General features: G+C 65.6%; 18 protein-coding genes. 8 read left to right on the top strand and 10 right to left on the bottom strand.

The genetic code is table 11. The annotated features are described in order from the left end of the window. Positions 1-26: 26 nt before the first annotated feature. From ABFX29_RS06395 to ABFX29_RS06385, 3 genes are all read right to left on the bottom strand, one after another. Positions 27-1,388, bottom strand: a complete 1,362-nt coding sequence (locus ABFX29_RS06395; RefSeq protein ID WP_420831162.1) for an APC family permease — start codon at positions 1,386-1,388, stop codon at positions 27-29. Between the two features lie 243 nt (positions 1,389-1,631). Further along, positions 1,632-2,099 carry a DUF3237 domain-containing protein gene (locus tag ABFX29_RS06390; protein WP_152225869.1) on the bottom strand — a complete coding sequence of 156 codons (468 nt, stop codon included), beginning with the start codon at positions 2,097-2,099 and terminating at the stop codon, positions 1,632-1,634. A 71-nt stretch (positions 2,100-2,170) separates the two neighbouring features. Beyond that, positions 2,171-3,346 carry a M20 metallopeptidase family protein gene (locus tag ABFX29_RS06385; RefSeq protein WP_152225867.1) on the bottom strand — a complete coding sequence of 392 codons (1,176 nt, stop codon included), beginning with the start codon at positions 3,344-3,346 and terminating at the stop codon, positions 2,171-2,173. A gap of 191 nt (positions 3,347-3,537) precedes the next feature. Here ABFX29_RS06385 and ABFX29_RS06380 point away from each other — a divergent pair, with 191 nt between their 5' ends. From ABFX29_RS06380 to ABFX29_RS06365, 4 genes are all read left to right on the top strand, one after another. After that, positions 3,538-4,986 carry a sensor histidine kinase gene (locus ABFX29_RS06380; protein ID WP_152225865.1) on the top strand — a complete coding sequence of 483 codons (1,449 nt, stop codon included), beginning with the start codon at positions 3,538-3,540 and terminating at the stop codon, positions 4,984-4,986. Between the two features lie 86 nt (positions 4,987-5,072). After that, complete coding sequence (locus ABFX29_RS06375) at positions 5,073-5,801, top strand: response regulator (protein WP_152225863.1); 729 nt, start codon at positions 5,073-5,075, stop codon at positions 5,799-5,801. 110 nt (positions 5,802-5,911) lie between these two features. Further along, on the top strand, positions 5,912-6,796 hold the full coding sequence (locus ABFX29_RS06370) for an ABC transporter ATP-binding protein (RefSeq protein WP_152225861.1): 885 nt from the start codon (positions 5,912-5,914) through the stop codon (positions 6,794-6,796). Then, the gene (locus tag ABFX29_RS06365) at positions 6,793-7,980 is read left to right on the top strand and encodes an ABC transporter permease (RefSeq protein ID WP_152225859.1); all 1,188 of its coding nucleotides are present in this window, start codon (positions 6,793-6,795) and stop codon (positions 7,978-7,980) included. The genes ABFX29_RS06370 and ABFX29_RS06365 overlap by 4 nt, the downstream gene beginning before the upstream one ends. Before the next feature lie 93 nt (positions 7,981-8,073). Here ABFX29_RS06365 and ABFX29_RS06360 read toward each other — a convergent pair whose 3' ends face one another. From ABFX29_RS06360 to ABFX29_RS06340, 5 genes are all read right to left on the bottom strand, one after another. Beyond that, positions 8,074-9,384 (bottom strand): MFS transporter, encoded by a 1,311-nt coding sequence (locus ABFX29_RS06360; protein ID WP_152225857.1) that lies wholly within the window; start codon positions 9,382-9,384, stop codon positions 8,074-8,076. Positions 9,385-9,507: 123 nt separating this feature from the next. Next, positions 9,508-10,599 carry a phosphotransferase family protein gene (locus ABFX29_RS06355; protein WP_152225855.1) on the bottom strand — a complete coding sequence of 364 codons (1,092 nt, stop codon included), beginning with the start codon at positions 10,597-10,599 and terminating at the stop codon, positions 9,508-9,510. Continuing rightward, positions 10,596-11,846, bottom strand: coding sequence for an acyl-CoA dehydrogenase family protein (locus ABFX29_RS06350; RefSeq protein WP_152225853.1), 1,251 nt, complete (start codon positions 11,844-11,846; stop codon positions 10,596-10,598). Before ABFX29_RS06350 ends, ABFX29_RS06355 begins: the two co-directional genes overlap by 4 nt. Beyond that, positions 11,846-12,628, bottom strand: a complete 783-nt coding sequence (locus ABFX29_RS06345) for an SDR family oxidoreductase (protein WP_338079119.1) — start codon at positions 12,626-12,628, stop codon at positions 11,846-11,848. Before ABFX29_RS06345 ends, ABFX29_RS06350 begins: the two co-directional genes overlap by 1 nt. Before the next feature lie 3 nt (positions 12,629-12,631). Then, a complete protein-coding gene (locus ABFX29_RS06340; protein ID WP_152225851.1) occupies positions 12,632-14,290 on the bottom strand; it encodes a class I adenylate-forming enzyme family protein in 1,659 nt (552 codons plus the stop codon). 143 nt (positions 14,291-14,433) lie between these two features. On the opposite strand from ABFX29_RS06340, the gene ABFX29_RS06335 reads away from it, so the two are divergent. Continuing rightward, positions 14,434-15,084: a TetR-type transcription factor C-terminal domain-containing protein gene (locus ABFX29_RS06335; RefSeq protein WP_152225849.1), complete on the top strand. Its 651-nt coding sequence runs from the start codon at positions 14,434-14,436 to the stop codon at positions 15,082-15,084. Between the two features lie 23 nt (positions 15,085-15,107). On the opposite strand, the gene ABFX29_RS06330 is transcribed toward ABFX29_RS06335, so the two are convergent. Together ABFX29_RS06330 and ABFX29_RS06325 are read right to left on the bottom strand one after the other, a co-directional pair. Continuing rightward, a complete protein-coding gene (locus ABFX29_RS06330) occupies positions 15,108-16,088 on the bottom strand; it encodes an intradiol ring-cleavage dioxygenase (RefSeq protein WP_152225847.1) in 981 nt (326 codons plus the stop codon). Between the two features lie 99 nt (positions 16,089-16,187). Next, positions 16,188-16,769: a helix-turn-helix transcriptional regulator gene (locus tag ABFX29_RS06325; RefSeq protein WP_152225844.1), complete on the bottom strand. Its 582-nt coding sequence runs from the start codon at positions 16,767-16,769 to the stop codon at positions 16,188-16,190. A gap of 135 nt (positions 16,770-16,904) precedes the next feature. On the opposite strand from ABFX29_RS06325, the gene ABFX29_RS06320 reads away from it, so the two are divergent. The 3 genes from ABFX29_RS06320 (at position 16,905) to aceE (ending at position 21,983) form a co-directional block, all read left to right on the top strand. Then, entirely contained in the window at positions 16,905-18,062 is a 1,158-nt protein-coding gene (locus tag ABFX29_RS06320) for an aromatic ring-hydroxylating oxygenase subunit alpha (RefSeq protein ID WP_152225842.1), read from the top strand. A gap of 3 nt (positions 18,063-18,065) precedes the next feature. After that, positions 18,066-19,079 carry a PDR/VanB family oxidoreductase gene (locus ABFX29_RS06315; protein ID WP_152225840.1) on the top strand — a complete coding sequence of 338 codons (1,014 nt, stop codon included), beginning with the start codon at positions 18,066-18,068 and terminating at the stop codon, positions 19,077-19,079. A 162-nt stretch (positions 19,080-19,241) separates the two neighbouring features. Then, a complete protein-coding gene (gene aceE / locus ABFX29_RS06310) occupies positions 19,242-21,983 on the top strand; it encodes a pyruvate dehydrogenase (acetyl-transferring), homodimeric type (protein ID WP_152225837.1) in 2,742 nt (913 codons plus the stop codon). The last annotated feature ends 31 nt before the right edge of the window (positions 21,984-22,014 follow it).

Raw genomic sequence — 22,014 nt, 5'->3', positions numbered from 1 at the left:
CGCCGCCGTCGTGGTGTTGCGGTGCGTCAGGAGCGCGCTGCAGCCCTTGCCCGCAGCGTGGCGAGTACCTGATGCTCCGCGTCCGGACCGGCCTTGATGCCGGCCGGGACCCGGAAGAAGAAGACCAGGCCAATGACCCACCACGCGCCGAACAGCAGCCACGGTTGGATTCCCAGTGCTGCCGGCATGCCGGGCATGTAGAGGCTGAACAGGGCGGTGCCCAGGATGGCTGCGGCGATGCCGATCGCGATGCCGCCCTTGCCCTTGCCGCCCACGCGAAGCGGGCGGTCCATCTCCGGTTCGCGGCGGCGCAGGATCAGGAAGGACACTGCTACCAGGGTGTAGGCCAGCACGATGCTGGGCGCGCCGGAGTCAACCAGCCAGCCGAGCATTTCCGCTCCGCCGAACGGGGCCAGGACGCTGAGCCCGCCGATGAACAGCAGCGCATTGTGCGGGGTGTGGTACTTCGGGTGGAGGCGTCCGAACCACGCCGGGAGCATGCCGGACCGCGCCAGGGAATACATCAGGCGGGAGGCACCCATGAGCAGCGAGTTCCAGGAGGTGAGGATGCCGGCGATGCCTCCTGCGATAAGGATCTTGGCCATGAAGTCCGAGCCAAACATCGCACCGACGGCGTCTGCGGTGGCGATATCCGCACCGGCCAGCTCCGACGCAGGCATGGCGGATGACGTGGTGAGGATGACCATCACGTACCAGATGGTTGCCAGGATGACTGAGATGACAACCAGCCGGCCGATCTGCCGGGCAGGGATGTTCACTTCCTCTGCGGACTGCGGAATGACGTCGAAGCCGATGAAAAGGAACGGGACCACCACGAGGACCGCGAAGAACCCGGTCATCCCGCCGGTGAACCAGGGATCCATGTTGGCGGCACTGCCGCCGGAGAAGGACCCGAAAACCATGATGAGGCCGATTGCCAGCAGGAACAGGACCACGAAGGTCTGCACAATGCCGGCTTCCTTCACGCCGCGGATGTTGATCCAGGTGATAACGACGGCGGCAATGGCGCCTACCAGCGCCCAGGTAAGGTGCACTTCGAATCCGGCGACGGTCCAGAGTGGAATCTGGCTCAGGTCCGGGAAGATGTACTGCACCGTCCGGGGCAGGGCAACGGCTTCGAACGCAACGATGGTGACGTAGCCGCCGATGATCGCCCAGGACCCGATGAACGACGTGCGCGGACCCATCGCACGCAGGATGTAATTGTGCTCGCCGCCGGCCTTTGGCATTGCGGCGCACAGTTCGGCGTAGGTCAGGCCCACGATCGCCATGATGACGCCGCCGGTGAGCATGGCCAGGATCGCCCCGCCTGTGCCGGCGCTTGAAAGCCAGTCTCCCGTGAGCACGACCCAGCCGAAGCCGATCATGGCGCCGAATCCCAGTGCCAGCACGTCGATGCGGCCCAGGACCTTTTTGAGTGAGGGTTCGGTTCCGGTTTCTGCGGACACGCCGACACCCCCTTTCTGTAGAGCTGTGCCGTTAGGGCACCGAAACAAAATTGCCCACTCACGCTACTGGGATGGTCCGGCCACACCTAATGTTTCGTCCCGTTTATGAGCCCGGGGCGTAACGCGCTAGTCGTCTTCGGTATCGCTGGCTAACAGGCCCGGTTAGTCCACCGTGAAGATTTCCAGCCGCACTTCATTCGGGAGGCGGGTGCCTGTGCCGATCAGGATACGGCTGGAGAGCCAGGCCCAGGCGCCGCCGTCGGGCGCTTCGATTTTCGGGGTGCAGCGGAAATAGATCCGTGCCGGGTCCACCGGCTCGCCGCGCAGGAGGGCAGCAATATCCTCCTCACTGCCCGAGCGCAGCCCGAAATTGTTCACGTAGAGCCGTTCGCCGTCGTCCGTTTCGATGGCGTACTTGGCTTCCAGCTCCGTCAGCGTGGAAGTGCGGAGGAGCTGGAAATCCGCGCCGGCGGGGAGAACCGTACCCCGCAGCGCCGGGCCTTCCACCGTCCCTCCGAGGATGGGAATGATGCGCCGCAGTCCGGCTGCAGTTTGGCCAACCTCGATGGGCTCACCCACTTCAACGGAGACGGTGGCAAGGTACGAAACAGCGGGAGCGGCGGGAGACATGTCCACGAGGCTATCGCCTGCCGGGGCCTCGTCCCGGCAGGCCGCGCCCTCAACTTCTTGTCCCGGAAGAGCTACGTCAGGCGGTTGAAGGCCAGCAGCGCGAGCGCCGCCGCCTGGTCCGCCAGCACGGAATCGTCGAAGAGCACCCGCGGCGAGTGGTTCCACGCAGCAGTGGCCGGATCCACCTCCGGCGGAGTGGCACCGAGGAACAGGAACGCACCGGGAATCTTCTGCAGCACCAGGGAGAAGTCCTCGGAACCCATGAGCGGGTCCCGGGACTGGATGACGCGTTCCTCACCGAACATTTCCCGCAGCTCACGTATCGCCTCGAAGGTGCGCGAGGGATCATTCTCGGTCATGGGGTAGAGGATTTCGAAGCTGACTTCCGCGGTACAGCCGTGGGCTGCGGCTATCCCGTCCGCGAGTGCCTTGGTCTCCACGATGAGGCGGTCCACTGATTCCGCGGACAGCGTGCGGACGCTTGCGCCGAGCCGGGCTGAGTCAGGAATGACGTTGATCGCGCGGCCGGCTTCGAGCTGGGTGATGGTCAGGACGATCGGATCAAAGACGGAGAACTTGCGGGTAGCCATCACCTGGAGCGCACCAGCGATTTCAACCAGGGCCGGCACCGGGTCCAGGGCGTTGTGCGGCTGGGAGCCGTGGCCGCCGGAACCGTGAACGGTGATCCGCAGCTCGTTGGCTCCGGCCATGAGGGTTCCCGGCCGGGTGCGGAACACGCCCAGCGGTCCGGGCCGGACGTGCACGCCGTAGGCGGCAACCGGTTTCTCCCCTGCTGCCTCCAGAACGCCCTCCTCGATCATCAGCCCGGCACCGCCGTCGCCCTCTTCCCCGGGCTGGAACATAAAGATCACGTTCCCCGAAATGTCCCGCTGCTGTGCGGCGAGCAGCCGGGCAGCACCGACCAGGCCGGCGACGTGGAGGTCATGGCCGCAGGCATGCATGGCGCCGTTGGTTGAGGCGTACTCCAAGTCCGTGAGTTCCTCCACCGGCAACGCGTCCATGTCTCCGCGCAGCAGCACCGACGGGCCGTCTTCACCTCCGCGCAGCACAGCGGTCACGGAGCTGAGCGACTTGCCCGTGGTGATCTCCAGGCCCAGCCCGTCCAGGGCATCCAGGATCTTTTCCTGGGTACGCGGCAGGTGCAGGCCCACCTCGGGTTCGCGGTGGATATCCCGGCGCAGGGACACCAAATCCGGCAGCAGGTCCTGGCCCTCAGCAGCAAACATCCTCGTCCTTACGATTTATCCAGCACAGCGGTGAAAGGACTTCGGTCCCTGCGTCGAAGTAAACCACTCCGGGCACCCAAAGGCACTTGTCACAGCCTCTTTCGTTCCCAGCATTGGGCCAATACGTAACCTGGCCCGCCTCAGCCGTACGGCGGATCCGCGGACCGCAGCACGGATCTAGACTGTTGGCCATGATCGAAACCCAGCCGCCCGGCACGGATACAGCCGCCCCGGCTTCCCGGGAGCAGGAAACGACGGCTCCCGGAAATACCATGCTGGCCCTCGCCCGCCGGGTGCGCCGTTTCCGCCTCAGCCTGCCCTGGAACTCGGAGGACGACTGGGAACGCCCCGCTCCTGACCCCGAGGGGTACCGGCGTGACGTGATCGGCGTGCTCATCGCCCTCCTGCTCAGCGCGGTGATGCTTGAATTCATGCGCGGATTCGCCTTTGGCGACGGGGACATCGGCAATCCGTGGGTCCAGCACCTGGTTCAGGCATCCATCTTCGTTGTCCTGGTCTTCCGGCGCCGATTCCCCATAACCGTACTGCTGCTCAGCTCGGCCACCTTCCTCATAGTCGGCATCACCATGCCGCCGATCAGCCAGACGCTGGGATTCCAGGCAGCCTACTTCGCTTCCCTCTACAGCGCCGTCGCATGGGCACGGAACCGGCGGGCACTGTGGCTGGCGGTCACAGTGGTGGTCGCCGCCATGTTCCTCTGGATCATCGTGGGTTTCACGCTTTCGAGCAGCTACGACGAAATCCTCAAGGCGTTCAACATCAGTTCGAATGACCCCGTGGGACTGTTCGCGCCGCTGACTTCCTATGTGCTGTACTCCTTTATGCTCAACGCCGCCTACTTCGGCGGGGCGATCATGTTCGGCTGGAACTCCTGGCGCAGCGCCCACCAGCGCGAACAACTGGCCGAACAGGCGCTCCAGCTCGAGGCGCAGGCGGCGGACCTGGCCCGTAAGGCAGTCATCGAGGAGCGCCTGCGCATCGCCCGGGAACTGCACGACGTCGTTGCCCACCACATCTCGGTGATCGGCATCCAGGCCGGTGCAGCCCGCCGGGTCCTGGAAAAGAAGCCCGACGCCGCTGCCGGTGCGCTGCAGACCATTGAGTCCTCCAGCCGCGACGCCGTCGCGGAGATGCGGTCCCTGCTCGGTGTGCTCCGCTCCTCCGACGCCGAGACGGACGGACCGGCGCAGCGCCAGCCGGAGCCCGGACTGGAGGAGATTCCCCAGCTTGTGGAGGAGTACCGCAACAACGGCCTGGACGTGAAGTTCCACCGGGCCGAGCACGAACCCGGCGTGCTGGAAAACCTCTCCGCGCCGCTCGCGCTCTCCGTCTACCGGACCATCCAGGAGTCCCTGGCGAACATCCGGCGCCATTCCACGGCCGGGAGCGCCGTCGTCGCCCTGCGAAGCGGCAGCACACCGGCGGGCTCTGACACACCTTCCCTGCGCTGGGTCGAAGTTGAAACGGTCGACGACGGCCGTCCACGGCAGGGCACCGGCGGCACCGGCTACGGACTGCGCGGAATCCGCGAACGTGCCGCCCTGCACGGCGGAATCACGGACGTTGGCCCCCGCGACGGCGGCGGCTGGCGGGTGCGGGTCCGCTTTACGCTGCGCTGACATCCGGCTTGCCCTGCCCGGCAGCCAAGCCGCTATGGTAAACCCGGGGGCGGCACCGGGCCGGCCGGGGATTTATTGAGGACTTAATGGAACCGATCCGTGTTCTGCTTGCTGACGACCAGGCACTGGTACGCGCCGGCTTCGCCATGATGCTCTCCGTCGAAGATGAGATCGACGTGGTGGGCGAAGTCGCCAACGGACAGGAAGCCGTGGACTTCGCTGCAGCCAATGACGTGGACATCATCCTGATGGACGTGCAGATGCCGGTACTGGACGGCATCCGGGCCACGGAGCAGATCGTGGCGGCGGACCGCGCCAAAGTCATCATCCTCACCACTTTTGAACGCGACGACTACCTCTTTGACGCCATCCAGGCCGGGGCCAGCGGGTTCCTGCTCAAGAACGCCGATCCCGATGACCTGGTTGGCGCAGTCCACTCGGTAGCCTGCGGGCACGCGCTTCTCGCTCCTGAGGTAACGGTGCGGGTGATTGAACGTTTCGCCCGCCAGCTGGAGGCCGAGCGGAACACCGCCGCAGCGCCCGCAGGTCCCGCGCCGGTGGAACCGCAGCCGGACCCGGCCCAGCAGAAGCTCCTCGCCTCCCTGACCGCACGCGAGCGGGAGGTGCTGGAACTGGTGGCGGCCGGACTCAGCAACGCCGAAATCGCTGCCCGCATGTTCGTTGCAGAAGCAACCGTAAAAACGCACGTTTCCAACCTGCTGGGCAAGGTCCAGGTGCGGGACAGGGTGCAGGCCGTGGTGTTCGCCTACGAATCCGGACTCATTCTTCCGGGTGAGGCCGGCCGCGAGGCGTAACCCGCGCCTTCCCCCGAACGGCCGATCCGCCGTCGTGCTCCATTCCCTAGGCTTAGGGCAGTTAATCTTCCACAACTGTCCGGCTTGCCGGGAAAAGGAGCAGTACCCCCATGCTGCAGGTCCGCAATCTCACCCGAAGGTTCGGTGACAAGACCGCCGTCGATTCGGTGACTTTTGACATCCCTTCGGGCCAAATGACCGGGTTTGTCGGCGCCAACGGTGCCGGCAAGACCACCACCATGCGCATGATCATGGGCGTCCTTAGCACCACGGCCGGCGAGATCCTGCTCGACGGCGAGCCGCTGACCGCCGAGGCACGCTCCAGCTTCGGCTACATGCCCGAGGAGCGGGGCCTGTACCCCAAGCAGCCGATCCTGGACCAGCTGGTCTACCTGGGCCAGCTTCACCGGATGAGCGGCCCCGCCGCGCGGAAGGGCGCTATCGAGCTGCTGGAACGCTTTGGCCTGGGCGGACGCACCAAGGACAAGCTTGAATCCCTCTCCCTGGGCAACCAGCAGCGGGTCCAGATCGCGGCATCTCTCCTGCACAAGCCCACCGTCCTGATCCTCGACGAACCGTTCTCCGGCCTGGACCCGGTTGCAGTGGATTCAATGGTGGAACTGCTGCGCGAACGCACATCCGCCGGAGTTCCGGTGCTCTTCTCCAGCCACCAGCTGGACCTGGTGGACCGCCTGTGCGACAACATGGTTGTGCTGCAGCAGGGCAAGGTCATTGCCTCCGGCACCGGGGATGACCTGCGGGCGCAGGCCGTGAACCGCCACCGGATCACCATTTCCCCGGACGCAGGCTGGGTACGCGACGAACCCGGAGTGCGGGTTCTCGACGTCGCCGGCCCCACGGCCATCCTCCAGTTCGACGACGACGACGCGCGCCAGCGGCTGCTGGCCACCGCCCTGACCCGGGGTTCCGTGGAGGAATTCGCCCCGATCCGTCCGTCCCTGAGCGAAATCTACCGTGAGGTCACCGCAGCATGAGCACCGTATCCCGGCCCACCCCGGCGTGGGCGATCGTCACCCTCCGCGAGGTCATGGTCAAGGCCCGCGACCGCAGTTACCTGATCTCCACGCTCGTCACGCTGGTACTGATTGTCGGCGTCGTGGTCTTCAACGCCTACATGAGCAGCAAGGCGGAGGAATACACAGTAGCCGTCAACGATTCCGCAGCGACCGCCGTCGTTGACCTCGCGCACGAAACCGGCCAGGCCGACGGCGGGAACACCAGCTTCGAGGCGGTAGTGGCTTCCAGCGCCGAGGGCGCCGAAGAACTGGTCAGCAGCGAAGAAGCCGACGCCGCACTGACCCGCGATGCGGACGGCGAGTGGATGCTCACCGGCAACGAGGAACTCTCCAGCGGACTGCAGCAGGGCATCTCCGAGGCCTTGCGTGCCTACGCGCTCGAGATCAACGCCGGTGAGGCCGGCACCACGTCTGAAGCCCTGCTGGAAGGCAGCGAGTTCGAGACCGCCCTGCTGAACGGCAACGCGGAAAACCAGTTCGTTGCCCAGTTCACCGGGTTTGTGTTCGGGTTCCTCTTCTACATGGCCGCGATCATCTTCGGCATGGCGATCGCCACCTCCGTCCTGGAGGAAAAGCAGAACCGCGTGGTCGAAATCCTCGCCACCGCCATTCCGATCCGCCAGCTGCTCTACGGCAAGGTTGCCGGCAACACGATCCTGGCCATGATCCAGCTGGCCCTCTACGCCGGGGCGGCACTGCTCGCCCTGACGTTCACCGGAACCGCGGACTCGGTCAGCACCATCATCCCAGCGTCGGGCTGGTTCCTGGTCTTCTTCCTGGTGGGCTTCCTGATCCTGGCGTCCCTGTGGGCCATGCTCGGTTCGATGGCGTCCCGCTCCGAGGACCTGAACAACAGCTCCGGCCCGGTGCTGACCGTCATCATTGCGGCGCTCTTCGCCGGGCTGTTCGCCAAGGGCCAGCTGCTGGTTGTGGCGTCCTTCGTCCCCGTGATCTCCACCGTCGCCATGCCGGTGCGCATGCTCAGCGGCGAAATTCCGCTGTGGGAGACGTTCGTATCCCTGGCCATTGCCCTGGCTGCCGCGTACGCACTGCTGCGGTTCGGCGAGAAGATCTACCGCCGCGCCGTGATGCAGGGCGGCGGAGCGCTGACGCTGCGCAAGGCGATGAAGCTGGAGCAGTAGTTTCCCGCCTATCGACATGACAGAAACTGCCCGTATGAGCGTTCATACGGGCAGTTTCTGTGATCTCGTTCTGTTGCCTCGTCGGGCGGGGGGTTAGGCGTCCTTGAGGTCGATCCCCTTGGTCTCGGGCATCAGCCACACGGCGACGGCGGTGCAGCCGCAGAGGATCATGATGTAGACGCTGGACATCCAGCCCACATTCCATTCGATCAGCTGCGCGTTCAGGTAGGGCGCGGTGCCGCCGAAGACCGCCACCGAGACCGAGTAGGCAAACCCGATGCCCTGGGTGCGCACCTTGGTGGGGAAGTTCTCCGACAGGGTTGCCGAGAGCAGGGCTCCGGGAATGGCGACGACGACGAGGGCCAGCGAGGACGCCGCCAGCAGGGTCCACGGAGCGGAGCTGATCAGGCCCATCAGCGGCAGCTGCAGCAGGATCATCAGTCCTGCGAACCCCAGCATCAGCGGACGGCGCCCCAGCGAATCCGAAAGCCTGCCCCAGAACGGCAGCGAAACCAGCGCAATCAGCTGGGCGATCACGGACATCCAGTACGCCGATGCCGCAGGCATGTCCTGCTGCGTGATGGCGTAGGTGGACGCGTAGGAGGTCCAGGTGTAGTGCGCGGCCGTGATACCCGAGGTCATGGCGATCATCAGGATGATCGCCCGGACGATCTGCCGGCGCGGCAGCGGAGCCGGAGCCTGCGCACCGGCGGCAGCGGCAGCGGCGTCGTCGAACACTTCGCTTTCAAGCATGCCCTTGCGCAGGTACAGGGCGGCGAGCGCCAGGAAGGCCCCCAGGATGAACGGAATCCGCCATCCCCATTCGGCCACGGCGCTCTCCCCCAGCACAGCGGTCACCGACCCGCCCACCGTGTACGCCAGGATTGAGCCGGCGAAGATCGCCACGAACACGATGCTGCCCCACATGCCGCGGCGGTGGTTCGGAGCGATTTCCGCGATGTAGGTGTTGGCCGTGGCTGACTCGCCGCCGTGCGCGAAGCCCTGCCCAATGCGGGCCGCAAGCAGGATGACCGAGGCCCAGACGCCGACCGTCTGGTAGTCCGGCATCAGCCCGATCACCAGGGATCCGCCGGCCATCATCAGCATGGTGGTGATCAGGACGAACTTGCGGCCCCGGCGGTCAGCGACCCGGCCAAACACGATGCCGCCCAGCGGCCGCATGAGGAAGCCGACGGCGAAGACGGCGAGCGTCGAGAGCAGCGCCGAGACGGGGTCGTCCGGGTTGAACATCGCTGCGGCGATGAAGGGGGCGAAGACCGCGTAGGCGCTCCACTCGTACCACTCCAGGATGTTGCCGGCTGTGGTTGCCAGCAGTGACTTCTTCTTACCTGCGGTGGCTGACGCCGGCCGCGCCGGGACGGCAGCCGAAGGCTGTGCAGACATGATGGCTCCTTTGCCAGTGTTGCATCGGGGTGTCTCATCGAAATAGCAGAAACTGCCCGTTTGGCGCCCGATACGGGCAGTTTCTGTCATCTCGGTGGGGTGGGACTGCAGAAAACGGGAAAGCTAGCTTCTCCCCAGGATTTCGGCGGCTGATTCGAGCAGCAGGGGGACGCCTTCTTCGAGGGTGGGTCCGAAGGTGTCGCCGGGGCGTTCGCCCTTGAGGTAACGCGTGTAGATCGCTTCGCAGAAAATGGCCGACTTCCACAGCGCCAGCGCCTGATACCAGGGCAGGGCACTGACATCGAGTCCGGTTCTGTCCGCATAACCGGAGATCAGCTGGTCCCGGCTCCAGTACCCGGGCTGCCGGGTCACTGACGTCAGGTCCATCACGGTCTGCTCGGCACCTGGTTCGGCGTAGGTCGCTGCCAGGTAGCCCAGGTCTGCCAGCGGATCCCCCAGGGTGGCCATCTCCCAGTCCAGGATCCCCGTGACGGTAGCAGGCTGCTGCCGCCCGAACATCAGGTTCCCCAGCCGGTAGTCGCCATGCACCACCGAGGCGCGCTGCGACACCGGGATCTTCGCGCCCAGGTCCCGGGCGACCTGCGCCACCAGCGACACCTCCCTAAGGGTGTTCGCTTCCCACAGCCCGGCAAAGCGCTTCACCTGCCGCTCCAGGTAACCCTCCGCCCGGCCCAGTCCGGAAAGCTCCGGTCCGGTCACGTCCACCCCGTGCAGCCGGGCCAGCGTTTCGACGACTGCGCGGCTGATATCTCCGCGCTGCTCCGGGGTATCCAGGTGTTCAGGGGCGGATCCGGTTATGACGTGCCCGTCCAGGTAGGACATGACGTAGAACGGCACACCCAGCAGGGTCTCGTCACTGCAAACCGCAAGGATCTGCGGCACCGGAATCCCCTCACCGCCCAGCAGCTGCTGGACCCGGGCTTCCCGGACCATGTCATGCGTGGACCGGGGAAGCGGCGGACGCGGGCCGCGGCGCAGCACAAAGGACTCCCCGCCGCGGGTGATCCGGTAGGTGATGTTGGACTGCCCGTCACCGATGCGTTCCCAGGCAAGCTGACCGCTGCCAAGTCCGTGCTCGTCCAGGAAGCCGGTGACGACGTCGAGCACCAGCAGCGGCGGTCTCTCCAATGAGGCAGCCTCGGAAGCGGTAGACACTACTTCGGTCCCGTCGGCACGGGTCTGAAGCCCGCTCACTGCTCCTGCTCCCCGCGTACGACGGCGTTGCCCTGGTCAGGCGCGCCGGCTTCCACTTCCTTCCGGCGCCGGGCCGAAGCCCGCCGTGCGATCGCCCATTTATGGGTCTCATTCGAACCGTCGTAGATCCGGAACGGCCGGACTTCATTGAGGTACTGGGCCAGCGGCAGCCCGTCGGACACGCCGTCACCGCCGCACAGCTGCACGCAGCGGTCGATCACCCGGTACACGGCCTCGGAGCAGTGCACCTTGGCCACCGATGACATGGCCGACCCGGCTCTCGGGTCCGCTGCCAGCAGTTCCGCCGTGCGGGTGATGATGGCGGCCGAGGTTTCAACGTCGATCACGCTCTGCGCAATGAGTTCCTGCGCCAGCCCCAGCTCACTGATCCGGGAACCGAAGATTTCCCGCCGGCCGGTGCGGTCCAGCGCAATGTCCAGCGAGCGGCGGGCCAGGCCCAGCCAGCGCATGCAGTGTGTGAGCCGGGCCGGGCCCAGCCGGACCTGGGCGTATTTGAAGCCCAGACCCACTTCGCCCAGCACGGCGTCTTCCGGGACGGCGCAGTTCTCGAAGTACACGTGCGGGTGTCCGCCGCCGATGGTCCGGTCGATGGTGTGGATGTGCTCCCCCACGCGGATGCCCGGGTTGTCCATGTCCACCAGGAACATGGTTGCGCCGGCCGGGGTATCGCCGTCGGCCTCCGTCCGGGCCATGACGATGCAGAAGCCCGCACCGATGGCACCGGAGGTGAAGCGTTTGTGGCCGTTGATAAGCCAGGTGCCGTCGCCCTTCGTCGCGGTGGTCAGCAGGGCGTCGGGGTCCGATCCCGCGCCGGGATGCGGTTCGGTCATGCCGAAACAGGAGCGGACGTCCCCGGCAGCCAGCGGCACCAGGTACTGCTGCTTCTGCTCCGGGGTGCCGATGAGTTCAAGCATGTGCATGTTGCCCTCGTCCGGTGCCATGCAGTTCAGGGCGGTGGGGCCGATGGGGGAATAACCGGCTTCTTCGAAGATTTCCGGCCAGTCCTGCAGCGGCAGCCCCTGGCCGCCGTACTCCACGGGCACGTGCGGCGCGAAGACTCCGGCGTTCTTGGCGGCCTGCTGCAGCCTGGCGCGCTCGGACTCAGTCAGGGCCTCCCCCGGGACGGGCTCAGCGGGAATCACCACGTCCCGGATAAATGCCCGGGTTCGCAGCCGGAGGTCTTCCACGGCTTCCCGGCTGACGGCGGTGTGTGCTGGGGCGCTCATCAGGCGGTACCTCCCGCGGCCAGCAGGCCGCCGTCGAGCGTCAGTACCTGCCCGGTGACCCATGATGCGTCCGGGGAGACCAGATACGTCACTGCGTTGGCAACGTCTTCGGGTGTGCCCAGCCGGCCCAGCGGATAGGCGCTGGTGACAGCTTCTTCCTTGCCCTCATACAGTGCCCGGGAGAAGCGGGTCTTCACTACAGCCGGGGAAACCGCGTTGACGCGGATCTCCGGCCCGAGTTCGACGGCGAGGGACCGGGTCAGGTGGGACACGGCGGCTTTGCTGATGCCGTAGAGCCCGATGCCCGGTGACGGGGTATCCCCCGAGACCGAGGACAGGTTGACCACCGATCCGCCGCGTTCACGGAACCCGAGGCCGGTGTGGGCCACAGTGTCCTGCACCCAGGCGAGGGTGCCGAGGACGTTGACTTCGAAAATCTTCCGGGCAGCTTCCAGGTCCATTTCCACCAGCGGACCGAAGACCGGGTTGATGCCGGCGTTATTGACCAGGATGTCCAGCCCGCCGAATTCCCGGGCGACGGTGTCCAGAACGGTACTGCGGTGATCCGGGTCGTCGGAGGCGCCCGCAACGGCGATGACGGTGCCGTCCGGAAAGCTGTCCGCGGCTTCCTTCAGGACATCTGCCTTCCGGGCCGTCATGCAGACCCGTACACCGTGGGACACCAGGTCCCGGGCAATGGCGAGGCCGATCCCCCGGCTCGCGCCGGTGACGATTGCTGTTTTTCCTTGGAGTTTTCCTTGGAGCCCACGGTCAATTGCCACGGATCATCCTTCCTTTGGGTTCTTCCGCAGTTCCCGGCGGCGGATCTTGCCGGTCTGCGTCTTGGGCAGGTCATCGATCACGTGCACGGACCGCGGGTACTTGTAGGCGGCCAGGTGTTCCTTGGTGAAGGCAATCAGTTCTTCTTCAGTGGCCGTATGCCCGGCTTTCAGCGAGACGTACGCGACGACGGTTTCGCCGCGGTACGCATCGGGCATCCCGACGACGGCGGCTTCATAGACGGCTGGATGTTCGTAGAGCACGTCCTCCACCTCGCGCGGCCAGACCTTGTAGCCGGAAACGTTGATCTGGTCCTTCATGCGGTCAACGATGTACACCCAGCCGGATTCGTCCATTGTGGCGACGTCACCGGTGCGCAGCCGTCCGCCGGGCATGGTGCGGGCGGTGGCTTCGGGGTTGTTCCAGTAGCCGGGGACGATCTGCGGCCCGGAGAGCTCGAGTTCTCCCTGTTCACCGAACGGCAGCGCGTTTCCGGCTGTGTCGATGATGCGCGCGGTGACGTTGGGCAGCGGCAGCCCGATGGACAGGCTGCCGCTGGCGGGATCCACGGGCGCCTGCACGCCCGGCGGAACGCCGATGACTGCCGACGTTGTCTCCGTCATTCCGAAGATGTTGTGGATGTACGCGCCGAAGCGCTCCTTGAACGCGTGCACGGTCGACGGCGGGATCGGTGCGCCGCCGGAATACAGGGTCTTGGCGGAGGCGAAGTGTTCGGCTGTGGCATCCGGAACCTGATAGATGGCGTTGAAGACGGTGATCGATCCGGTGGTGCACGTAACCCGGTGTTCGGCGAAGGCGTCCACCACCACCGCCGGATCAGTGCGGTTCACCATGACCAGGGTGGTGTCCGCGAGCAGCGGAGCGGCGGCGTCGATCACGGCGCCGGTGATGTGGAACAGCGGCGCGACGGCAAGTACGGTGTCCCCGGGTTCCAGCCCCATCCAGGCCGAGCAGGTCGCCGCGACGTTGAGGATGTTGCCGTGCGTGTTCATGGCGCCCTTCGGCGCCCCCGTGGTTCCGGATGTGTAGGCGAGGAGGGCGACGTCGTCCTGGTTGAGGGTGCGGGGCGCCGGGGCGCGGCCGGCATACTCCGCGATCCAGGCGGCCATGTCCCCGTCCGGCGAGGGCTGCGCCGGTTCCGCGGAGCTGAAGATCCGGGGATCACAGCGGCTCTGGTATTCCAGCCCGGACGTGGTGACGATCCATTCAACGGCGCTGCCGGCAGCGGCAGCCTTCGTGGCCGGATAGAGCGAATCATCGGCGAGAATGCCTCTTGCCCCGGAATCTTCAATCAGGTGCCGCAGCTCGCGTTCCTTATACATCGGGTTCATCAGCACGGCGATGGCGCCCAGTTTCCAGAGCCCCAGGAACGCGATTACGTACTGCGGGATGTTCTGCAGCTGGATGCCGATGCGGTCGCCGTGCCCGATTCCCCGGTTTTCAAGCGCAGCCGCGAACGCGTCGGAGAGCTCATCGAGTTCCGCGGCGGTGAGCCGGCCGTCGAAGTAGGCGATCGCTGTCCCGCCGGGGTTGGCCCGGACGCGGGCCTTCCACGCATCCACCAGCGAGGGGGTCCGGACGTCGAGCGTGGTCGAGAGCCCGGGCGGATAGGCACCGGCCCATGCTGCCGGTGAGAGCGCCATGTCCTCCACTGCCTGCCTGCTTCCCTGTCATGGTTCCGCAACAACCTTGCGAGCGATCGCTCGGTAGAAGTAGTGTGAAGAACGTCACAAGGTAGTGTCAACCCCCTTTGGCAACCTAAAGTTTTCGACCATGAAGAGATCCGATGACTAAAGCTGCACCGAAGGAACCCGGCTCCGCATCTCGGCCGCCGGCCGCACGGGGCTGGCGCGACTACGCGGTGGATGATCTGCCGCCAATGCTCGCCAGCGCGCTGGAGTGCTTCATGGAGCACGGCTACCACGGCACCACCATCCGCCAGCTGGCCGCGCGCACCGGGCTGTCCGTTCCCGGGCTCTACCACTACTACCCCTCGAAACAGGCACTGTTGGTCGCCATCGCCTCCCACGCCATGAATGACCTGTGGGTCCGCAGCGAGCAGGCCGTTTCCGAGGCCGGCAGCGACCTCTCCCGGCAGTTCGACCTGCTGGTGGAATGCCTGGTGCTCTTCCACGCCCGGCGCCGCGGCCAGGCCTTTATAGCCTTCAGCGAGATCCGCAGCCTGGAACCGGACGCACGCGCCGCTCACATCGCGGCGCGGGACCGGCAGCAGCGGCTTATGGACAGGATCCTGGAGGAGGGAAGGGCCGCGGGCATCTTTGCCGCACCGCACCCGCGCGAAGCAAGCACCGCCGTCGTCACCATGTGCACCGGCGTCGCGCAGTGGTTCCGGCTGGACGGTGAACTCTCACCGGAGGAACTGGCCGAACGTTACCGGATTATCGCCCGGATGGCTGTGGGTGCCCAGCCTCTATAGCGAGGCGCTGGGTGACGACGCCGCTAGGGGGCCGCAGGCGGCCCGCCGGCAGGCGCGCTTCCGCCCGGGGCACCACCAGCCGGCGGTTCGCCGCCGGGTCCGCCCGCTCCGCCGGGTCCGCCCATTCCAGCGCCGGGCGCATCTCCTCCTGCCGGTCCGCCCATTCCCCCGCCAGGTTCAGTGCGGGTATCCACCCCCGCGGTCAGGGATACCGAGTAGCCCTGTTCAACGCTTCCGGTGACCTTACCGAGTTGGCTCGCGCCGCCGTCGTCCCCAAAAACGCTGTCACTCGCCAGGGTGACCTGGGCGAGGTTCCGCACTGAGGTTTCATAGCCCGCAGTGGCATACACCGCTTTGCAGGCTTCCTCAGGCAGAGCTACCTGGGACGTTGCTATCGCGTTCGCCGAATCCGTGATCGACGCTTCGTCGGGGTAGACCTCAAAGTGGATGTGCGGCCAGCGGCCGGAGTAGCAGGCAGGGAAAATACTGCTGAACCGGACGACGCCGTCGGCGTCTGCGATCTGAACCCCACGGAGGTAATTCTGGTCCTCCACACCTTCCGAATACATTGAGTACAAGCCCTCCCGGGTGCAGTGCCAGACGTACACGGCCACACCGGCGAAGGGGGCACCACCATTGGCGAGGTCGGTGATCCTCAGCTCCAGGGTCATCGGAATGCCCTCGGCAGTTCCGGAGGATTCGCCGAAGCTGGAGCGGATATCGCTGCGTACGATTCCGCTCTGCTCCAGCACATCCGGTCCGTTCGACCCGTCCCCCGGGTACGGGCCGGCCGTCTCATCCGGAATTTCGCCGCCACCGGCCTCAGACGCAGCTCCGCAGGCGGCCAGGGCCAGGGTGAGCCCGCCGACTCCAAAGGCCTTCAGGAGCTGCCGGCGCTGAAGCAGTGTGCCGACGTCGAACGCCAGCCCCTGGTCCTCCAGGTCCTCATGCGGGCGCGGCAGCGGGCGTCCCTGATATGCGGATTTTTCCGGTTTGTGCGGCATTTTCCTCCTCGACTCACAGGTTTCCCCGGATTGAGGTTAGGCCGCCTTTCTGAGTCCGAGCTGAGCAGGCACCCGCCCTACGGCGGCGGCAGCGGCAGGCTACGCGTACAGCTCGTCAAGCAGCGCCAGGCCGCGCTGTGCCCAGGCAATCTCGGATTCAGCCCGTGCGGTGAGCCCCTCATAAGTGAACCGCTTGAAAGCCGCCACCCGGTCATGGTCACCGGCCGGAACAGTGGCCAGGCGGCGGTTGAGCATATCCGACGTGCCGCCGTCGATCTCCTGGATCTTCTGCTGCCACTGGACCAGCCGGGCGCCGTAGTGCTCGGCATGGGCCCGGAGCTGGCTGCGGGCAGCATCCGGATCCGCCCACTCCAAATACGCGGCCTTGAGGTGCATGGGATCACGCTCCCGCGGATAGTCCAGCTGCGTGTTAATCCAGGTTCGGAAGGCTTCCCGGCCGGAATCGGTCACGTGGTACTGCCGCTTGCGGCCCTTGGTGCCCCAGGCGACTTCCTCACCCTCCAGCAGCCCATCGCGCTCCATGCGGCGCAGCTCCGGATAAATCTGCGAGTCCGGCGCATGCCAGACGTAGCCAACGGACGATTCGAACTGCTTGTACAGGTCATAGCCGGTCATGGGCTCCACGTTCAGCAGCGCCAGCAGTGCGTACCGAAGGCTCATAACGGCCTCTTTCGTAAAAAGAAATCCCTTGCCTAACCACTATAGACATAGATACTGTGGCGCATATCACTAACTATCTATGTTGATAGTTAGTTGTACCGCCGCATCAGTGCTGATGCTTTTGGAAGGAACGCAATGACCGCCGTCTCGACCGCTGCCGTAAGCAACATCCAGGCCCAGAGCTCCACCACCAGCAAGGTGCTGGGCTACCCGCTGAATGCCTGGTACGTGGCTGCCTGGGACCACGAGGTGACCCGCAAGCCCATGTCCCGCCGGATCGCCGACCGCCCCCTGGCGCTCTACCGGACCGAGGACGGCAAGGCCGTTGCCCTGGCCGATGCCTGCTGGCACCGGCTGGCCCCGCTGTCCATGGGCAAGACCACCGGCCGGGACGGAATCCAGTGCCCGTACCACGGGATCGTCTACAATTCCGCGGGCCGCTGCATCTCCATGCCGGCACAGGAAACCATCAATCCCAGCGCCACCGTGCCGTCCTTCCCGGTGGTGGAACGCCACCGCTACGTCTGGGTGTGGCTGGGTGATCCCACGCTGGCCGACCCGGACTCCGTGCCGGACATGCACCAGCTGTCATCCGATGAGTGGGCCGGTGACGGCGAGACAATCTTTGCGCCCTGCAACTACCAGCTGGTGCTGGACAACCTCATGGATCTCACCCATGAAGAGTTCGTCCACTCCTCCTCCATCGGCCAGGATGAGCTCAGCGAATCCGAATTCATCGTCACGCACGACGACGACACCGTAACCGTCACCCGCTGGATGCTCAACATCGATCCGCCGCCCTTCTGGCTCAAGAACATGCGGGACAAGTTCCCCGGGTTCGAAGGCAAGGTAGACCGGTGGCAGATCATCACCTACCGTGCGCCGTCCACCATCAACATTGATGTGGGCGTGGCCAAGGCCGGAACGGGGGCCCCGCAGGGTGACCGCAGCCAGGGCGTGAACGGGTTCGTGATGAACACCATTACCCCGGAGACGGCCAAAACCTGCCACTATTTCTGGGCCTTTATGCGCAACTACCGGCTGGACAGCCAGCTCATCACCACCCAGCTGCGCAACGGCGTCCACGGCGTGTTCGGCGAGGATGAGGAAATGCTCGCTGCCCAGCAGGCAGCCATCGACGCGAACCCGGACTACGAGTTCTACAACCTGAACATCGACGCCGGCGGCATGTGGGTGCGGCGGCTGATCGAGCGCCGGCTTGCGGCCGAGGGCCGGCGTCCGGATGGCAGCCGGCTTCCGGACGGCAGCCGGGCCAGCGCGGTGCTGGGCTAGGCGATGGCAGCAACGAACGTCGAAGTCTGGCAGCGCGCCGTCGTCCGGGAAACCCGGGACGTGGCCGAGGGCATCCGCCGCATAGTGCTCGCACCCGGGCAGCCGGTTCCGGCTGCGGCGGGAAGCCACGTGGACGTCATGGTCACCATTGATGGTGAGAAGCACCGCCGGTCCTACTCAATCGTGGAAACGCACGACGGCGGCAGGGAACTGGCGATCAGCGTGTTCCGCACCGCGGCGTCCCGCGGCGGATCCATCTTCATGCATACCCTGGCGCCGGGCGATGAGCTGGAAATAACCCAACCCCTGCAGAACTTTCCGCTGCGGGTGGGGGCACCGCACTACGTCCTGCTGGCGGGGGGCGTGGGCATCACCGCCATCCTGAACATGGCCCGGGTCCTGAAGAACGTAAAGGCCGACTACCGGCTGGTCTATGCCGGACGGAACCGCAGCGCCATGGCGTACCTGGCTGAACTGCAGGCAGAGCACGGTGCCGCCCTTGAAATCCATGTGGACGCCGAGGGAAGCGGGCTGTCCGTGACGGAATTGGTCGAAGGGCTGCAGGACGGAACGGAACTGTACATGTGCGGGCCGATCCGCCTCATGGACGCCGTGCGCCGGTCCTGGCGGGACCACGGCCTGGACCCCGCCAACCTGCGCTATGAGACGTTCGGCAACTCCGGCTGGTACCGCCCGGAAGAGTTCATTGTGCGTGTGCCGCGCCTGGGACTGGAAACCCGGGTGGGGCCGGGCCGGTCCATGCTCGAAGCCCTCGAAGACGCCGGAGCGGACATGATGTTCGACTGCCGCAAGGGCGAGTGCGGGCTCTGCGAAGTCCGGATCCTGAACCTGGAAGGCAAAGTGGACCACCGGGACGTCTTCTACAGCGAACGCCAGCAGCGCGCCCGGGAGAAAATGTGCTGCTGCGTGTCGCGCGCCGTCACAGATTCCGCCGCGGAAGCCGGGAATCCCGGGCTCACGCGGGGTCCCGCCGTCGTCACCATTGAGGTCTCCTAAACTGTTCTGTGATACGTCTTACGAAGGAGCGGTACCCACCTGCCTGAGCAGGCACTAAGCCGCGCCTTCGTATAGATTGAACTGAGCATTCCGCATAACGGAATGGTCGGTGAGTCACCGAATTACTTTGAGGGGACCCCGCCCTCAACCGAGAGGCTGCATATGAGCGTCAGTGAAGACAGAACGGACATCCTCAGCGGGCTGACCAGCCAGCTGCCGGACCGTGACCCGGAAGAGACCGCGGAATGGATTGAATCCCTTGACGAGCTGATCCGCTCGCAGGGCACCGAGCGTGCGCAGTTCATCATGCGTTCACTGCTCCAGCGGGCAGGTTCCCGCTCCGTTGGTGTACCCATGGTGACCACCACCGACTACGTCAACACCATTCCCGTGGACCAGGAACCCGAGTTCCCCGGCGATGAGGAAACCGAACGCCGCTACCGCGCCTGGCTGCGCTGGAACGCCGCGGTCATGGTGCACCGTGCGCAGCGCCCGGGCATCGGCGTCGGCGGCCACATCTCCACCTATGCCGGTGCCGCCACCCTGTACGAAGTGGGCATGAACCACTTCTTCCGCGGCAAGGACCACCCCGGCGGCGGCGACCAGGTCTTCTTCCAGGGCCATGCCTCCCCCGGCGTCTACGCCCGCGCCTTCCTTGAGGGCCGCCTGAGCGAAGAGGACCTCGACGGTTTCCGGCAGGAGAAGTCCCGCGAGGGACACGCCCTGTCCTCCTACCCGCACCCGCGGAACATGCCCGATTTCTGGGAATTCCCCACCGTGTCCATGGGCATTGGTCCCATGAATGCCATCTACCAGGCGCAGTCCAACCGCTACCTGCACAACCGCGGTCTTAAGGACACCTCCGACCAGCACGTCTGGGCGTTCCTGGGCGACGGCGAAATGGACGAACCTGAATCGCGCGGCCTGCTCCAGCTTGCCGCCAACGACAAGCTGGACAATCTGACCTTCGTGGTCAACTGCAACCTGCAGCGCCTGGACGGACCCGTCCGCGGCAACGGCAAGATCATGCAGGAACTGGAAGCCTTCTTCCGCGGCGCCGGCTGGAACGTCATCAAGGTTGTCTGGGGCCGCGAGTGGGACTCGCTGCTTGAAAAGGACAACGACGGCGCGCTGGTGGACATCATGAACTCCACGCTCGACGGCGACTACCAGACCTACAAGGCGGAGTCCGGCGGATTCGTCCGTGAGCACTTCTTCGGCAAGACCCCGCAGACCAAGGACATGGTTGCGGACCTGAGCGACCAGGAAATCTGGAACCTCAAGCGCGGCGGGCACGACTACCGCAAGGTCTACGCCGCGTACAAGGCTGCCACCGAGTTCAAGGGCAAGCCAACGGTCATCCTGGCGCACACGGTCAAGGGCTACGGCCTGGGCACGCACTTCGAAGCCCGCAACGCCACGCACCAGATGAAGAAGCTGACGCTGGAGGACCTGAAGGCTTTCCGCGACCACCTGCGCATCCCCATCACGGATGAGCAGCTGGAAGCCGATCCGTACCAGCCGCCGTACTACCACCCGGGAGCTGACTCGCCGGAGATCAAGTACCTGCTGGAACGCCGCCGGGAACTGGGCGGCAACGTGCCTGAGCGCCGGGAGAAGCACGCACCGGTGAAGCTGCCGGAGGCCTCTGCCTACGAGGTAGCCAACCGCGGCTCCGGCAAGCAGCTGGCGGCCACCACCATGGCCTTCGTCCGCCTGCTCAAGGACCTGATGCGGGACAAGGAATTCGGCAAGCGCATTGTGCCGATCATCCCCGACGAGGCCCGTACCTTCGGCATGGACTCGTTCTTCCCGACGGCGAAGATCTACAACCCCAAGGGGCAGAACTACCTCTCCGTGGACCGGGACCTCGTCCTGGCCTACAAGGAGTCCCCGCAGGGCCAGATTGTGCACGTGGGCATCAACGAAGCCGGTTCCATCGCAGCGTTCACCGCTGCCGGTTCCGCCTACGCCACCCACGGCGAACCGCTGATCCCGGTTTACGTGTTCTACTCGATGTTCGGATTCCAGCGCACCGCCGACTACATCTGGGCAGCAGCTGACCAGATGGCACGCGGCTTCCTGATCTCCGCCACTGCCGGCCGCACCACCCTCACCGGTGAAGGCCTGCAGCACGCCGACGGGCACTCCCCGATCCTGGCCTCCACCAACCCCGCGGTGAAGACCTACGATCCGGCGTACGGCTACGAGATCGGCCACATCATGCGCCGCGGCCTCGAAGAGATGTACGGAGAGGATTCCGAAGACCGGAACCTGATCTACAACATCATGGTTTACAACGAGCCGATCCTTCAGCCGAAGGCACCGGAAGACCTGGACGTTGAAGGTGTCATCAAGGGCATCTACAAGGTCTCGGCCTCCGACGCTGAGGGCCCCAAGGCCCAGCTGCTCGCTTCCGGCGTGGCAGTTCCGTGGGCCCTGGAGGCACAGAAGCTGCTCGCCAGTGACTGGGGCGTCTCCGCCGATGTCTGGTCGGTAACGTCCTGGAACGAGCTGCGCCGCGACGGCCTGGCAGCGGAGGAAGAGGCCTTCCTCAACCCCGGCTCCGAACCGCGCGTGCCGTTCGTAACCAAGCAGCTGGCCGGTGCAGAGGGACCGATTGTGGCGTCCACGGACTACATGAAGGCCGTTCCGGACCAGATCCGCCAGTTTGTGCCGAACGACTTCGCGTCCCTGGGCGCAGACGACTTCGGCTTCGCCGACACGCGTGCAGCCGCCCGGCGCTACTTCAAGATCGACAGCCACTCCATGGTGGTCAAGACCCTGCAGCTGCTTGCCGGCCGCGGTGAAGTGGACAAGGACGCTCCGCGCCTGGCGATGGAGAAGTACGACCTGCTCAACGTGAACGCAGGCACGAGCGGCAACGCAGGCGGAGACGCCTAGCAGCCCCGTCTGATGCAGGAAGGGCCGGAAA

This window comes from Arthrobacter gandavensis (assembly GCF_039528575.1).
Lineage (GTDB): Bacteria > Actinomycetota > Actinomycetes > Actinomycetales > Micrococcaceae > Arthrobacter_B > Arthrobacter_B citreus_B.
This window is presented reverse-complemented; position numbering and strand designations above follow the sequence as displayed.